13 protein-coding genes are annotated in these 14,557 nt (G+C 55.8%); 1 reads left to right on the forward strand and 12 read right to left on the reverse strand.

Annotated features, from left to right (window positions below; genetic code table 11):
• Positions 1 to 5: 5 nt before the first annotated feature.
• The 5 genes from sucA to sdhC all read right to left on the reverse strand — a co-directional run bounded on the left by sucA (position 6) and on the right by sdhC (position 6,295).
• Positions 6 to 2,813, reverse strand: a complete 2,808-nt coding sequence (sucA, locus tag ACOTYH_RS03900; RefSeq protein WP_006809581.1) for a 2-oxoglutarate dehydrogenase E1 component — start codon at positions 2,811 to 2,813, stop codon at positions 6 to 8.
• A gap of 238 nt (positions 2,814 to 3,051) precedes the next feature.
• On the reverse strand, positions 3,052 to 3,768 hold the full coding sequence (locus ACOTYH_RS03905) for a succinate dehydrogenase iron-sulfur subunit (RefSeq protein ID WP_023303307.1): 717 nt from the start codon (positions 3,766 to 3,768) through the stop codon (positions 3,052 to 3,054).
• Positions 3,769 to 3,783: 15 nt separating this feature from the next.
• Positions 3,784 to 5,550, reverse strand: a complete 1,767-nt coding sequence (gene sdhA / locus ACOTYH_RS03910; protein WP_003858619.1) for a succinate dehydrogenase flavoprotein subunit — start codon at positions 5,548 to 5,550, stop codon at positions 3,784 to 3,786.
• Entirely contained in the window at positions 5,550 to 5,897 is a 348-nt protein-coding gene (gene sdhD / locus ACOTYH_RS03915; RefSeq protein ID WP_003858621.1) for a succinate dehydrogenase membrane anchor subunit, read from the reverse strand. The genes sdhA and sdhD overlap by 1 nt, the downstream gene beginning before the upstream one ends.
• Entirely contained in the window at positions 5,891 to 6,295 is a 405-nt protein-coding gene (gene sdhC / locus ACOTYH_RS03920) for a succinate dehydrogenase cytochrome b556 subunit (protein ID WP_026080740.1), read from the reverse strand. Before sdhC ends, sdhD begins: the two co-directional genes overlap by 7 nt.
• 639 nt (positions 6,296 to 6,934) lie before the next feature.
• Here sdhC and ACOTYH_RS03925 point away from each other — a divergent pair.
• Complete coding sequence (locus tag ACOTYH_RS03925; protein WP_421637562.1) at positions 6,935 to 8,218, forward strand: citrate synthase; 1,284 nt, start codon at positions 6,935 to 6,937, stop codon at positions 8,216 to 8,218.
• A gap of 84 nt (positions 8,219 to 8,302) precedes the next feature.
• Here the strand turns inward: ACOTYH_RS03925 and nei are convergent, their stop codons facing one another.
• The 7 genes from nei to ACOTYH_RS03960 all read right to left on the reverse strand — a co-directional run bounded on the left by nei (position 8,303) and on the right by ACOTYH_RS03960 (position 14,411).
• The gene (gene nei, locus ACOTYH_RS03930; RefSeq protein WP_045328916.1) at positions 8,303 to 9,094 is read right to left on the reverse strand and encodes an endonuclease VIII; all 792 of its coding nucleotides are present in this window, start codon (positions 9,092 to 9,094) and stop codon (positions 8,303 to 8,305) included.
• Positions 9,095 to 9,112: 18 nt separating this feature from the next.
• Positions 9,113 to 9,853 carry a 5-oxoprolinase subunit PxpA gene (gene pxpA, locus ACOTYH_RS03935; RefSeq protein WP_421637563.1) on the reverse strand — a complete coding sequence of 247 codons (741 nt, stop codon included), beginning with the start codon at positions 9,851 to 9,853 and terminating at the stop codon, positions 9,113 to 9,115.
• Positions 9,840 to 10,772 (reverse strand): 5-oxoprolinase subunit PxpC, encoded by a 933-nt coding sequence (pxpC, locus tag ACOTYH_RS03940; RefSeq protein ID WP_368766525.1) that lies wholly within the window; start codon positions 10,770 to 10,772, stop codon positions 9,840 to 9,842. The genes pxpA and pxpC overlap by 14 nt, the downstream gene beginning before the upstream one ends.
• Positions 10,766 to 11,422, reverse strand: coding sequence for a 5-oxoprolinase subunit PxpB (pxpB, locus tag ACOTYH_RS03945; RefSeq protein WP_421637564.1), 657 nt, complete (start codon positions 11,420 to 11,422; stop codon positions 10,766 to 10,768). Before pxpB ends, pxpC begins: the two co-directional genes overlap by 7 nt.
• A 14-nt stretch (positions 11,423 to 11,436) precedes the next feature.
• Positions 11,437 to 12,180 carry a type 2 GTP cyclohydrolase I gene (locus ACOTYH_RS03950; RefSeq protein ID WP_026094364.1) on the reverse strand — a complete coding sequence of 248 codons (744 nt, stop codon included), beginning with the start codon at positions 12,178 to 12,180 and terminating at the stop codon, positions 11,437 to 11,439.
• A 10-nt stretch (positions 12,181 to 12,190) separates the two neighbouring features.
• Positions 12,191 to 13,603 carry a deoxyribodipyrimidine photo-lyase gene (gene phrB, locus ACOTYH_RS03955; protein ID WP_058688878.1) on the reverse strand — a complete coding sequence of 471 codons (1,413 nt, stop codon included), beginning with the start codon at positions 13,601 to 13,603 and terminating at the stop codon, positions 12,191 to 12,193.
• Between the two features lie 601 nt (positions 13,604 to 14,204).
• Entirely contained in the window at positions 14,205 to 14,411 is a 207-nt protein-coding gene (locus ACOTYH_RS03960; protein ID WP_058688877.1) for a YbfA family protein, read from the reverse strand.
• Positions 14,412 to 14,557: the final 146 nt, after the last annotated feature.

A 14,557-nucleotide genomic window follows, 5' to 3' on the forward strand; every position in this document is an offset into this window, starting at 1 on the left:
TTTAATTAATCGACGTTCAGCGCGTCATTGACCAGATCTTGTTGCTGCTTCTGGTGAACGGACATATACCCTACCGCCGGAGAGGCGGAGGCCGGGCGACCTGCATAACGCAGGGCAGACCCAAATGGAATCACTTCACGGAAATGATGCTGGCTGCAATACCATGCGCCCTGGTTGAGCGGCTCTTCCTGGCACCAGACAAAATCATGAACGTGAGCGTACTGTTTCAGCACTTCCTGCATCGCCTGATGCGGGAACGGATAAAGCTGTTCGATACGCACGATGGCGACATCTTTCTGATCGTTCTTACGGCGCTGTTCCAGCAGGTCGTAATAAACCTTACCAGAACACATTACGACACGCTTAACGGCCTGCGGATCCAGCTCGTCAATTTCACCGATGGCCGGCAGGAAGGTGCCGTTTGCCAGCTCTTCCAGGCTGGAGACCGCCAGTGGATGGCGCAGCAGGGATTTTGGTGACATGACTACCAGCGGACGGCGCATACCGCGCAGCGCCTGACGACGCAGCATGTGGTAAACCTGAGCCGGAGTGGACGGCACACAAACCTGCATATTCTGCTCGGCGCAGAGTTGCAGATAACGCTCCAGACGCGCGGAGGAGTGCTCCGGCCCCTGTCCTTCGTAGCCGTGCGGCAGCAGCATCACCAGACCACACATACGGCCCCACTTCTGCTCACCGGAGGAGATGAACTGGTCGATGACGACCTGCGCACCGTTGGCGAAGTCACCGAACTGCGCTTCCCAGATGGTCAGAGTGCGGGGTTCTGCGGTGGCGTAGCCGTATTCGAAGGCCAGAACCGCTTCTTCTGACAGCACGGAGTCCCAGACCTTGAACTGGCCCTGACCGTTATGCACGTGCTGAAGCGGAGTGTACGTTGAACCGTTAGACTGGTTGTGCACAACCGCATGACGGTGGAAGAAGGTGCCACGACCCGCATCTTCACCGGACAGACGAACCGGAATACCTTCGTCAACCAGCGTCGCATAGGCCAGCGTTTCCGCGCCGCCCCAGTCGAACAGCTTCTCACCCGCCGCCATTGCCTGGCGGTCGCCATAGATCTTGGCCACGCGGGACTGCATCTCGATCGCTTCCGGCACGGTGCTGATGCGTTTAGCCAGCTCCTGCAAACGTTTCATTTCAACCTTGTTCGGGTAGCTCTCGTCCCACTCGTGGTTGAGGTACGGCGACCAGGTGAAGGAGTGCATGTTCATTGGGCGCAGTTCTTTCACCACGCATTCACCCGCATCCAGCGCGTCGCGATAAAGATTGACCATCTCGGTCGCATCTTCCAGCGTCGCCACTTTTTCGCTTTCCAGCTTGTCAGCGTAGATTTTACGCGGCGTCGGGTGTTTTTTGATTTTCTGGTACATCAGCGGCTGGGTTGCACTTGGCTCATCCGCTTCGTTGTGGCCGTGACGGCGGTAGCAGAAGAGGTCAATGAACACATCGCGCTTGAAGGTGTTACGGAAGTCCAGCGCCAGACGGGTAACGAAAGCAACGGCTTCAGGGTCATCCGCGTTAACGTGGAAAATTGGCGCCTGAACCATTTTACCGATGTCGGTGCAGTACGGGGTGGAACGCGCATCCAGCGGGTTAGAGGTGGTGAAGCCCACCTGGTTGTTGATTACGATGCGAACGGTACCGCCCACTTCATAACCACGCGCTTTCGACATGTTCAGGGTTTCCTGAACCACGCCCTGCCCTGTGACCGCCGCATCACCGTGAATAGTGATTGGCAGTACTTTATTGCTGCTCGGCTCGTCCAGACGATCCAGACGCGCACGCACGGAACCGATAACCACCGGGCTGACGATTTCCAGGTGCGACGGGTTAAACGCCAGCGCCAGGTGAACCTGACCGCCCTCGGTTTCGATATCCGACGAGAAGCCCATGTGGTACTTCACGTCACCGGTGCCGAGGTGCTCTTTATGTTTACCCGCAAATTCGTCGAACAGATCCTGCGGCTTTTTACCCAGCACGTTAACCAGCACGTTCAGGCGACCACGGTGCGCCATGCCCAGCACCACTTCGCGCGTGCCGCTCTTACCGGCATGACGAATCAGCTCTTTCAGCATCGGGACTAACGCATCGCCGCCCTCCAGTGAGAAGCGTTTTGCGCCAGGGAATTTCGCGCCCAGATAGCGCTCAAGGCCTTCCGCTGCGGTCAGTTCGCTGAGAAAACGTTTTTTCTCATCTGCTGAGAAATTCGCGTGGCCTGCCACGGATTCGATACGCTGCTGGATCCAGCGTTTCTCTTCGGTGGAGGTAATGTGCATATATTCCGCGCCGATGGAGCCGCAGTAGGTTTGCTTGAGCGCGTCAATCAGATCGCCCAGCTTCATCGTGTCTTTGCCGATGGCAAAGGAACCTACGTTAAAGCTTTCCTGGAAATCGGCCTCGGTCAGATCGTGATAAGCCGGATCGAGATCCGCTACACGTTCCTGCTGCCACAGTCCCAGCGGATCGAGATTCGCATGCTGGTGACCACGGAAGCGATAAGCGTTGATAAGTTGCAGGACTTTAACCTGCTTCGCATTGGTGTCAGGGTCGGAAATCGCAGAAGAGTAACGTGAGGCATCCTTCGCCAGACGACGGAAATAATCACGTGTTTTTGAATGGAATTGATCCGGTTTGACCCCTGTACCAGGCAACTGCTGGAACATTGAACGCCAGTTTGCGTCCACTGAGTCAGGATCGGTTAAGAAGTCTTCATAGAGCTGTTCTATCCAGCTCTGGTTTGAACCAGAGAGGTAAGAAGAGTCCAGCCAGGCTTTCATTGCGCCGTTCTGCATCGTGATCCCTTAAGCATTTTTATGCTTACTTTCGCCGTAGAAACTACCACGCACACCACGTGTACGTGCCGGGGTTCACCTGCGAGCTCTTTTCATTTGGCCCGCGAAGGAACCTTTAGAAACTGTCTAAACTTCAGGGCAGTTTTTAAAGGTTTCTGCAATTTGCCCGGTGACGCTACGCTTACCGGGCCTACTGTTACGTAGGCCGGATAAGCGCAGCGCCATCCGGCGTTGTTACTTACGCACTGCGCTGCAACAACATCGACTTAATATGGCCGATGGCGCGCGTCGGGTTCAGCCCCTTAGGACACACACTGACGCAGTTCATGATGCTATGGCAGCGGAATACGCTGAAAGCGTCACTTAGCCCTTCCAGACGATTCTCGGTTTCGGTATCGCGGCTGTCGATCAGGAAGCGATAGGCAGCCAGCAGACCCGCAGGGCCGATAAATTTATCCGGGTTCCACCAGAATGACGGGCATGACGTTGAACAGCATGCACAGAGAATACACTCGTACAACCCATCGAGTTTTTCACGCTGCTCAGGAGACTGTAAGTGCTCGCGAGCGGGTGGATTTTGCCCATTATTCAATAAGTAAGGCTTAATCTTCTCATATTGTGCATAGAATTGCCCCATGTCCACCACCAAATCACGCACGACCGGCAGGCCAGGCAGAGGACGGATCACAATTTTCTGGCCAGAACGCTGTAGCGCTGAAATTGGCGTAATACAGGCCAGACCGTTTTTGCCGTTCATGTTTACACCGTCAGAGCCACACACCCCTTCACGGCAGGAGCGGCGGAACGACAGCGTAGGATCTTTCTCTTTCAGCTGGATTAAGGCATCCAGCAGCATCATGTCACGACCTTCTTCCGCTTCGAGGGTGTAATCCTGCATACGCGGAGCATCGTCTACATCCGGGTTATAACGATAAACTGAGAATTCGAGTTTCATTATCCTGTCTCCGCATTAGTAAGTACGAATCTTCGGCGGGAACGCCGGACGCAGTTTCGGTTCCATGTTAACGCTACGACGCGTCATGGTTTCCGACTCTGGCAGATACAGGGAATGGCACAGCCAGTTTTCGTCATCACGATCCGGGAAGTCGAAGCGGCTATGGGCGCCACGGCTTTCGGTACGGAAGTTTGCCGACATCGCAGTGGCGAACGCGGTTTCCATCAGGTTATCCAGCTCCAGGCACTCAACGCGCTGGGTGTTGAACTCGCTGGAGGTATCATCCAGACGGGCATTCTTCAGACGCTCGCGGATCGCTTTCAGCTGCTCAAGCCCTTTGGCCATCGCGTCACCTTCACGGAATACCGAGAAGTTGTGCTGCATACACTCCTGCAACGCCTTACGGATCTCCACCGGATCTTCGCCGTTACGATTACCGTTCCAGCGATTGAGGCGCTCAAGAGAGGCATCGATTTCGTCATCGGTCGCATCACGCAGCGCGCCCTGCTCGGCAATAGATTCCTGGAGATGCAGCCCCACCGCACGACCAAATACCACCAGGTCCAGCAGGGAGTTGCCGCCCAGACGGTTTGCGCCGTGCACGGATACGCAGGCAATTTCGCCTACCGCGAACAGGCCAGGGATGACCACGTCTTCGCCCTGCTCGTTCACGGTCAGCGCCTGACCGGTCACTTTGGTCGGAATACCGCCCATCATGTAGTGACAGGTTGGGATAACCGGAATTGGCTCTTTCACCGGGTCGACGTGCGCGAAGGTGCGGGACAGCTCCAGAATGCCCGGCAGACGGGATTCCAGCACTTCTTTACCCAGATGGTCGAGTTTCAGCTTCGCGTGTGGACCCCAAGGGCCGTCACAGCCGCGGCCTTCACGGATTTCGATCATGATGGAACGCGCCACCACGTCACGGCCCGCAAGGTCTTTTGCGTTTGGCGCATAACGCTCCATGAAGCGCTCGCCATGTTTGTTCAGCAGGTAACCACCTTCACCACGGCAGCCTTCTGTCACCAGTACGCCCGCACCGGCGATACCGGTTGGGTGGAACTGCCACATCTCCATGTCCTGCACCGGCACGCCAGCGCGGATCGCCATCCCAACGCCGTCACCGGTGTTGATATGGGCATTGGTAGTGGACTGATAGATACGGCCTGCGCCGCCGGTCGCCAGAACGGTTGCGCGGGCTTTGAAGTAGACCACCTCACCGGTTTCGATGCACAGGGCGGTACAACCCACCACGGCGCCATCGGCGTTTTTCACCAGATCCAGCGCATACCACTCGGAGAAAATTGTGGTGTGGTTTTTCAGGTTCTGCTGATACAGCGTGTGCAGCAGCGCGTGGCCGGTACGGTCAGCCGCCGCTGCGGTTCGTGCCGCCTGCTCGCCGCCGAAGTTTTTCGACTGGCCGCCAAACGGACGCTGATAGATGGTGCCATTTTCCAGACGAGAGAACGGCAGCCCCATGTGGTCCAGCTCCAGAATCGCTTCCGGGCCGGTTTTACACATATATTCGATGGCATCCTGGTCACCGATGTAATCGGAACCTTTTACCGTATCGTACATATGCCATTCCCAGTTATCTTCATGGGAATTACCCAGCGCAACGGTGATACCGCCCTGCGCAGACACAGTGTGGGAACGGGTCGGGAATACTTTAGAGAGCAGCGCACAGGTCTGGCCGCTCTGGGAAATTTGTAGTGCGGCGCGCATACCTGCGCCACCCGCACCAATCACAACAGCATCAAATTCTCTGACTGGCAGTTTCATTACACACCCCACACCACAACAAATCCATAAATGACGTAAACCAGCAGAGCAACAACAATAATCAGTTGCAGCGGAAGGCGAATCGCCAGCGGTTTAACGTAATCGGTCAACACCTGCCACATGCCAATCCAGGCATGAATAAGGATGGAGAACAGGGCCAGCAGGGTGAACACTTTGGTGAAGGCCGATCCGAAGAAACCACTCCAGATTTCCCACGTCAGCGTGCCGCTGGTCGCGAAGAAACCGATCATATAGATGATGTAAAGGGTGAGAACGATGGCGGTAGCACGGACCAGGATGAAGTCATGTACGCCGTTGCGTCCTAATGCGGAGGCGTTGCTTACCATACGAGAACTCCTGCGAGAAGTGAAAGCACGACAGTGATCACAAATGAAATGTTAGCGGTACGTTTACCGGCCTCGAACGTCTCTTCCAGGTAGCCAAAGTCCATCAGCATATGGCGAACGCCGCCAACCACGTGATAGGCCAGCGCGGTCAGAATGCCCCACATGATAAATTTCACGAAGAAGCTGTTCATAATGGCTGAGGCCTGGAGGAATCCTTCAGGGGATGAGAGGCTGGTTCCCAGTAACCACAGCAAGATACCGACCGCCACAAACGTAATCACACCAGAAACACGGTGCAGAATGGACGCTATTGCTGTTACAGGGAATCGGATCGTTTTCAGATCCAGATTGACAGGTCTTTGTTTTTTCACATTTCTTATCATGAATAACGCCCACATGCTGTTCTTATTGTTTCCTTCCTCCGGACTGCGATGCGGGTCAGACAGCGTTCCTTTTCTATAACTGCGCGTCATGCAAAACATTGCTTCCAAATGCTAAAACGACACGTTACAACGCTGGGTGGCTCGGGATTGCAGGGTGTTCCGGAGACCTGGCGGCAGTATAGGCCGTTCACAAAATCATTACAATTAACCTACATACAGTTTGTTGGGTTTTCTCTGGAACAGTGATCGGGGTCACGATAACAACATCTTTTTAATTTTTAATCATCTGATTTGACAAATGTTAAACAATATTGTTACAAACGTCATCAGAAAAAGCATATAATGCGCAAAAGTTATGAGGTCTCTCTTTCACCTGACAAATAGTTATGTAACAGTGTGATGGTATTGACCGAAGTTATCAGGACAGTTATTAGTGATATACAGGTTTGAATAATTCGGACTGCAAAAACGCTGATTTGCTGTTGTTTCACTGATATTTCATTCGTTTACCTGCAAGGCGCCATAGCTCTGTACCCTGGTTTCTCCTCGTGAGCTGAGCGGTAAGCCAAATAACAATCTGGTAACGATGATTAACAGCTGAAAGCAAATCCGGTAAAGCGCAGTCTTAAGCATAAGGCGCTAAGGAGACCGTAAATGGCTGATACAAAGGCAAAACTCACCCTAAATGGTGATGATGCTATTGATCTGGATGTGCTAAAAGGCACGCTCGGTCAGGATGTTATTGATATCCGTACGCTGGGTTCCAAAGGGGTATTCACCTTTGACCCTGGATTCACCTCCACCGCATCTTGCGAATCCAAAATCACCTACATTGACGGTGACGAAGGTATCCTGCTCCATCGCGGCTTCCCCATCGATCAGTTAGCCACCGAATCCAACTATCTGGAAGTGTGCTACATCCTGCTGAACGGCGAAAAACCGACGCAGGCCCAGTACGATGAATTTAAAACCACCGTGACCCGTCACACCATGATCCATGAGCAGATTACCCGTCTGTTCCATGCGTTCCGTCGTGACTCTCATCCGATGGCGGTCATGTGCGGTATTACCGGTGCGCTGGCGGCGTTCTACCACGATTCTCTGGACGTGAATAACCCACGTCACCGTGATATCGCGGCGTTCCGTCTGCTGTCTAAAATGCCTACCATGGCGGCGATGTGTTACAAATACTCTATCGGTCAGCCGTTTGTGTACCCACGCAACGACCTCTCCTACGCGGGTAACTTCCTGCGTATGATGTTCTCCACGCCGTGCGAAGAGTACGAAGTGAACCCGGTGCTGGAACGCGCGATGGACCGTATTCTGATCCTGCACGCTGACCACGAACAAAACGCCTCGACCTCTACCGTCCGTACCGCGGGCTCTTCCGGCGCGAACCCGTTCGCCTGTATCGCTGCGGGTATCGCCTCCCTGTGGGGTCCGGCGCACGGCGGCGCGAACGAAGCGGCACTGAAGATGCTGGAAGAAATCAGCTCCGTTGAGCACATTCCTGAGTTCGTGCGCCGCGCGAAAGACAAGAATGACTCCTTCCGTCTGATGGGCTTCGGTCACCGTGTTTACAAAAACTACGACCCGCGCGCGACCGTCATGCGTGAGACCTGCCACGAAGTGCTGAAAGAGCTGGGCACCAAAGATGATCTGCTGGAAGTGGCGATGGAGCTGGAACACATCGCGCTGAACGACCCGTACTTCATCGAGAAGAAACTCTACCCGAACGTCGATTTCTACTCTGGCATTATTCTGAAAGCGATGGGCATTCCGTCTTCCATGTTCACCGTAATCTTCGCCATGGCGCGTACCGTGGGCTGGATTGCGCACTGGAACGAAATGCACAGCGAAGGCATGAAAATCGCGCGTCCTCGTCAGCTGTATACCGGCTACGAGCAGCGTGATTTTAAGTCTGACATTAAGCGCTAAAAAACACGCCCGGCGGCGCTTCGCTTGCCGGGCCTACAAGTGCGAGATGTAGGCCGGGTAAGGCGTAGCCACCACCCGGCTTTTTTACATCTGGCACCCAGGACACCAGTAAAACGGCCTGGAAGAGATCGTCGCCTTCTCAATCACCCCGCCGCACCGCTCACACTTTTTACCTGCCCGATGAAACACCTTGAAGCGGAACAGCGCCCCGTGATGCTTGTTCTCATCCACCACGCCGCGCGTGTTGTACGACAGCCGTGGGATATCCAGTAACGCGTACGACAGCGCCTCCAGCTGTTCATCGCTCAGCTGCGACGCTTTGCGCTGCGGCGCCAGCCCCACTTCCCAGAGGATCTCCACCCGCAGGTAGTTTCCCAACCCCGCCAGAAATGCCTGATCGAGCAACAGCCCGGAGAACTGCCGGTTGCGGAATGTGGGGGATAACAACCGGGCTTTCACATCGCTTGCCGTCAGACGCATGTCGAGCACGTCCGGCCCGACCCGCTGTAAGAACGGATGCGTCAGCAGCTGCTCCGGCGTTAACATTTCGATATCAGAGGCGCTGTAAAGCAGGATCGCCTTATCCGCCGTTTGTAGCCGCACGCGCAGCACGCGGGTCGTTTGCGGCTGCTCGTCCGCCTCCACCACCCGCCAAACGCCGTAAAGCTGATTATGGCTGTATAACGTCAGGTTATGGGAAAAGTGGGTGAGTAACGCCTTGCCGCGCGTTTCAATGTGGGTCACCGTCTGCCCCACCAGCTGCGATTCAAACGGCTTGAGTTGAGGAAAGGCAAACCAGACGTGTGTCAGAGGTTTGCCCTTTATCGCCGCCTCCAGGCTATCCGCCGCGCGGCGGATCTCCGGACCTTCTGGCATGTTATTGTCCTTTCATGATTATTCTGCGCTGACAACAATGCCCTCTTCCGAGAACGCCGCCCGCAGGCGTCGCGCAAACTGGAGCGCATGCTCGCCGTCACCGTGTAAGCACACCGTATCAGCCTGAACGTTTGCCGTTGTCCCCTCCGTTGAGGTTACTCGCCCGAAGCGCACCATCTCCAGCGTCTGCGCCAGTGCTTTACCTTCGTCGGTGATCAGCGCACCGGCCTGCGTACGCGGAACCAGGCTACCGTCCGGCAGGTATCCCCGATCGGCAAACACTTCCTGCCGCGTCGTCAGCCCCAGCCGTTCTCCGGCACGAATAAGCTCGCTGCCCGCCAGGCCTACCAGAATCAGTTGCGGATTACAGTCCCGCACCGCACGGGCAATGGCATCCGCCAGCGCCGGATCTTTCGCCGCCTGGTTATAGAGCATGCCGTGCGGCTTGACGTGGCGCAACACGCCATTCTCAGCGCGCACTATCGCCTCCAGCGCGCCGATCTGGTAGAGCATTTGCGCGTAAACCGTCTCAGGCGGCAGATCCATCGCTGTGCGACCAAAGTTTTCCCGGTCGGGAAAGCTGGGGTGAGCGCCAATCGCCACACAGTTTTTCAAGGCATTGCGCACGCTCGCCAGCATGGTCTGCGCATCGCCGGCATGAAACCCGCAGGCGATATTCACCGAGGAGACCAGCGTCATCAGCGCCGCATCGGCGTTGCTGCCCTCCCCCAGATCGGCGTTTAAATCAATCTTTACCATCGAGCCTCCACGCCAGCTGTTCGAGATAACGCTGCTGAACCTGCCGGGCTTTCAGCGCCTCCTCCAGCGAACATTGCACAAAATGAATGGGCTGACCTAGAGGAATTTGCGCCAGATGGTAGCGATCCGCTTCGATAATGCAGGCAATACGCGGATATCCCCCCGTGGTTTGCGCATCGTTCATCAGTACGATGGGCTGCCCGTTGCCCGGCACCTGAATCACCCCGGGCAACAGACCATGGGAAAGCAGCTCCCGGTCAGTCGTGCGGGTCAGCGGCTGCCCCTGAAGCCGGTAACCCATGCGGTTACTCTGCGGGCTGATCTTCCACGGCGAGCGCCAGAAAGACTCCTTCGCGGCTTCATCAAACTCATGGTATTCCGGTCCTGGTAAGGCGCGGATCACGTTCCCCCACAGCAGCTGTTTCACGCCCTGCGTGGTGGTGAAATGGCGCGTTGAGGTCTTTATTCGCAGACGATCGCCGTCACGCAGCAGCCGTCCTTCATGGCCGCCCATTCCCGCTTTCTGGTCGGTGCTGGATGAGCCCAACACCTCAGGCACGTCGATCCCCCCCGCCACCGCAAGATAGCTGCGCACGCCGTGCAGAGGACGCTTGAGCGTCAGACGCTGTCCGGCCTTCGCCCGCAGGCGCCAGCCGGTCCACACCGCTTTGCCGTCCAGCGTCGCGTCACAGCCCGCGCCGGTTAAGGCAAACCAGGTTTCCTGACCAAACTCAATCACGCACTGACCCAGCGTAATTTCTAACGCCGCCGTGCTGCCTGCGTTACCTACCAGCAGGTTGGCAATCTCCAGCGAAGGGCGATCGAGCGCACCGCAGTAGCTCACGCCCGACTGACGCAGCCCAAAACGCCCGGCATCCTGTACCGAGGTGTAAAGCCCTGCGCGAATAAGCGTTAACATACCCCCTCCTTATGCGGGATAAAGCGCAGGGTATCCCCCGGACGCAGGAGTATGGGCGCGTCCTGGCCTGGTTCAAATAACGGCGTGGACGTGTGCCCAATCAGCTGCCAGCCTCCCGGTGAGGCGAGCGGATAAATTCCCGTTTGCTCGCCACCAATCGCCACGCTGCCCGCCGGTACGCTCAGGCGCGGCTCAGCCCGGCGCGGCGTATGCAGCTGGGGCGATAACCCGCCCAGATAGGGGAAACCCGGCTGAAATCCCAAAAACCAGACAACATAGTCGACTGAGCTATGCAGCTCCACAACCTGCCTCTCCGTTAATCCACAGTGTTCGGCCACCACGCCAAGGTCGGGACCTCCCTTGCCGCCATAGACAACCGGGATCTCAATCGTCCGCGATTCCGGCTCCAGCGCCTCGCTCTCCTCCCACCAGCGTTGCAGACGCTCAATGGCATCCAGCGCTCCCGTGTGCGGATCACGCAGCACCACGGTGATATTATTCATACCCGGAATAGCTTCAACCACGCCGGGTAGCTCGGGCAGTCGCTGAGCCAGACGCCAGATACGCTTTTGCGTAGCAAGCGTCACCGGAGGCTCAAGCTCCAGAACTACCGCGGTTTCACCCAGAAGATAACAACGCGCTCGCTGCACTTAACTACCTCTCATCAGGCCGGATTAGGGATATCAATAAACGTCACATCCAGATCGGTATTTTCCGTCAGCCACTCGCTGAGGGCGCGGATGCCGCCACGCTCGGTGGCGTGATGGCCCGCCGCGTAAAAATGCAGGCCTTGTTCACGGGCTGAGTGAATGGTCTGCTCGGAGACTTCGCCGGTAATGAAGGCGTCGACACCAAAACGCGCCGCGCTGTCAATAAAGCCCTGGCCGCCGCCGGTGCACCATGCCACGCGCTTCACGGTATCCGGCCCGGTGTCGCCGCACCACAGCGGACGACGCCCCAGGCGCGCTTCGATCCACGAAGCCAGCTCCAGACCCGGAACCGGCATCGACAGTTCGCCCCACGGCACCAGAGGTTCAATTTCACCCATCACGGTAATCCCCAGCAGCTGCGCAAGCTGAACGTTATTTCCCAGTTCAGGATGCGCATCGAGCGGCAGGTGATAGCCGTACAGGTTGATGTCATTCGCCAGCAGCGTTTTGAGTCGGTTGCGCTTCATGCCGCGAATAATCGGTGATTCGTTTTTCCAGAAATAACCGTGGTGGACAATCACCGCATCGGCTTCCTGACGCACCGCCTCATCCAGCAGCGCCTGGCTTGCCGTTACGCCGGTGATGATTTTTTGCACCGCCTCGCGCCCCTCCACCTGCAAGCCATTCGGCCCGTAGTCGCTAAACGAAGCCGTGTTGAGTTTTTCGTTAATCAGGCGTTCCAGTTCACTGTTTTTCATCATCATTCTCTCAAACTTTTCGGGCGGCTTCGTACGCCGCCAGCGTGGCGACGCGCGCCTGTTTATGGTCGACAATGGGACGGGGATAGTTCAGGGTAACACGCTGTTTATCCGCCCATACCCAGGGTTCATGAATGGCTTTGGCCGGGACATCCTTTAGCTCAGGCAGCCAGCGACGGATAAACTCGCCGTCGGCGTCAAATCGTTGTCCCTGCGTGGTCGGATTGAAGATCCGAAAATAGGGAGCCGCATCCGTTCCGGTGGAGGCCGCCCACTGCCAGCCGCCGTTATTCGCCGCCAGATCGCCATCGATCAGCTGAGAGATAAAATAACGCTCTCCGGTTCGCCAGTCGATAAGCAGATCCTTCACCAGGAAGCTGGCGGTAATCATACGCAGACGGTTATGCATCCACCCGGTTTCATTGAGCTGCCGCATAGCCGCATCAACAATCGGGAAGCCGGTGAGCCCACGCTGCCATGCTTTAAGCAGCTTCTCATTCGACTGCCACTGTACCTGTTCGGTCCAACGAATAAAGGGCCGATGTTTACACAAATCAGGATGATACGTCATCAGATGGCGATAAAACTCACGCCAGATCAGTTCGTTCAGCCACACTGCGCCCGCCCCCCCTTCTAAGGCCTGAGGCTGTTCCGCCAGCAGGCGATGTAAACACTGGCGCGGAGAGAGCGCGCCCAGCGCTAAACAGGCCGACAAGCGGCTGGTGCCTTCAGTCGCTGGAAAATCCCGACGCGCCTCGTACTCCGCCGCCCCCTGCGTGCAGAACTGACGCAACCGGTCAATAGCTGCTTTCTCACTGGCGGGGAATACCGTTTCATCGAACGACTGCTGGGGATAATTCAGCCTGATCGCCGGCAGATCCGTTATCGTTTCCCCTCTCACGGTCGGGGCGGTAACGCACTCAGGTAGTCCCTCTTTCAGGCGTTTGATAAAGGCATTTTTAAACGGCGTGAAAACTTTATACATCTCGTGACTGCCGGTCATTACGCTGCCCGGCGCGAGCATCACGCTGTCATCAAAGCCTTCACAGACCACGCCCGCAAGGGTTTTCTCCAGCTGACGATCCCGCTGTTGCTCGTTGAATTCATACTGATAGTTGTAATAAAGATGCGTTACTGCGTGCTGCTGGCAGATTGCCTGCACCGTCTGGCGCTGCGCGGCGAAATCATGGGCCTCTTTATAGATCAGCGGAATGCCTTTTTCAGCCAGTGAATGTTGCAGGTCATTCAGATACGCGCTGAGTAGTGCCGCTTGCCGGGGCGCCATGTCGTGCTGCCGCCACTGTTCAGGCGTGGCGATAAACAGGGCCAGCACATTCGCGTCTTTAGCGCGGCAGGCCGCCGCGAGAGCGAAGTTGTCGTGAATGCGTAAATCCGCGCGAAACCAAACCAGATGGGTGGGCATAAAACTCCAGGCAATTGTCCATTATGTCCGTAAGGGCATGCCGTAAAAGGAAAAAGGCATGCATTGAACTACTTTGCCATGAAGTGTAGACGGGATGAAATAAAAAAGGCCGCCCGAGGCGGCCTTAACGCTACTTGTCCTGCGCTATCAGGGTAAAGGCAATAAACACATCCGGTTTATCACTCTTTACAACGAGTGCGCTGGCGACAATGAACGCGATGCATAAATAGCGTTTCACTATGCGGTCCCTGCTGCTAACCGCTCCACCTATCACCACCGGTGATAAATCGGTGGACACAAGCTCTGTGTGGAGCCTGACTCACGGTTGTGGTAACACCTTTCCCGGGACCGGTGCCCATTTGCGAGATGGCGGAAAGGGACGCTGCATAGTAGGCATCACGTGAGCAAAGCGTCATCCATTGAACCTGTTTTTAAGAATTTATTTAGGAGTGAAGCGTTTGCTTATTAAACCAGCAGAAGTATGCTTGTAAGCCTCTGTGTGAGAGCTTGAAAACCACCCAACGGACCGCGAATCCCTAGGGACAAAAAAACCGCCACATTGCTGTAGGCGGTTTTTTTATGGCTACGATGTCACACCGTATCAGTAGAAATCGCAGGTCGCTTTCTCGGCCTGATCCATCCACACCGGCTTCTCGCTGGTTTTCGCCCAGACGCGGTGCAGGTAACTGTAGAAACGTGCGCGATCTTTCCAGAACAGCATCACCGGCAGGGCCAACACGCCAGCCGCTACGGCGAAAGTGCGACGCATGAAAATGAAATGAGCCGGAAACTCTTTATAAAGATCCATAATTTTCTCCCCTGTAGTTGGCCGGAAACCGTCTCCGGAAAATGTGAAATCTGTGACCTGGTTAAAATAATACCGCTTTGTTTGTAATTTTACTACTCATCCGACCACTTATTTTCATTCATTTCGTGAATATTTACATTCCCGCC

The sequence above is a fragment of the Enterobacter cloacae complex sp. SHL001 genome, assembly GCF_049236825.1.
In the GTDB taxonomy this organism is placed as follows: Bacteria; Pseudomonadota; Gammaproteobacteria; order Enterobacterales; family Enterobacteriaceae; genus Enterobacter; species Enterobacter hormaechei_C.

Coding starts and splice junctions, on each gene's coding strand:
- pxpA (WP_421637563.1), bottom strand. CDS start 9,853: ATGGTAAAGATTGATTTAAACGCCGATCTGGGGGAGGGCAGCAACGCC.
- sdhC (WP_026080740.1), bottom strand. CDS start 6,295: ATGTGGGCGTTATTCATGATAAGAAATGTGAAAAAACAAAGACCTGTC.
- ACOTYH_RS03960 (WP_058688877.1), bottom strand. CDS start 14,411: ATGGATCTTTATAAAGAGTTTCCGGCTCATTTCATTTTCATGCGTCGC.
- nei (WP_045328916.1), bottom strand. CDS start 9,094: ATGCCAGAAGGTCCGGAGATCCGCCGCGCGGCGGATAGCCTGGAGGCG.
- sdhA (WP_003858619.1), bottom strand. CDS start 5,550: ATGAAACTGCCAGTCAGAGAATTTGATGCTGTTGTGATTGGTGCGGGT.
- ACOTYH_RS03925 (WP_421637562.1), top strand. CDS start 6,935: ATGGCTGATACAAAGGCAAAACTCACCCTAAATGGTGATGATGCTATT.
- sucA (WP_006809581.1), bottom strand. CDS start 2,813: ATGCAGAACGGCGCAATGAAAGCCTGGCTGGACTCTTCTTACCTCTCT.
- phrB (WP_058688878.1), bottom strand. CDS start 13,603: ATGCCCACCCATCTGGTTTGGTTTCGCGCGGATTTACGCATTCACGAC.
- sdhD (WP_003858621.1), bottom strand. CDS start 5,897: ATGGTAAGCAACGCCTCCGCATTAGGACGCAACGGCGTACATGACTTC.
- ACOTYH_RS03950 (WP_026094364.1), bottom strand. CDS start 12,180: ATGAAAAACAGTGAACTGGAACGCCTGATTAACGAAAAACTCAACACG.
- pxpC (WP_368766525.1), bottom strand. CDS start 10,772: ATGTTAACGCTTATTCGCGCAGGGCTTTACACCTCGGTACAGGATGCC.
- ACOTYH_RS03905 (WP_023303307.1), bottom strand. CDS start 3,768: ATGAAACTCGAATTCTCAGTTTATCGTTATAACCCGGATGTAGACGAT.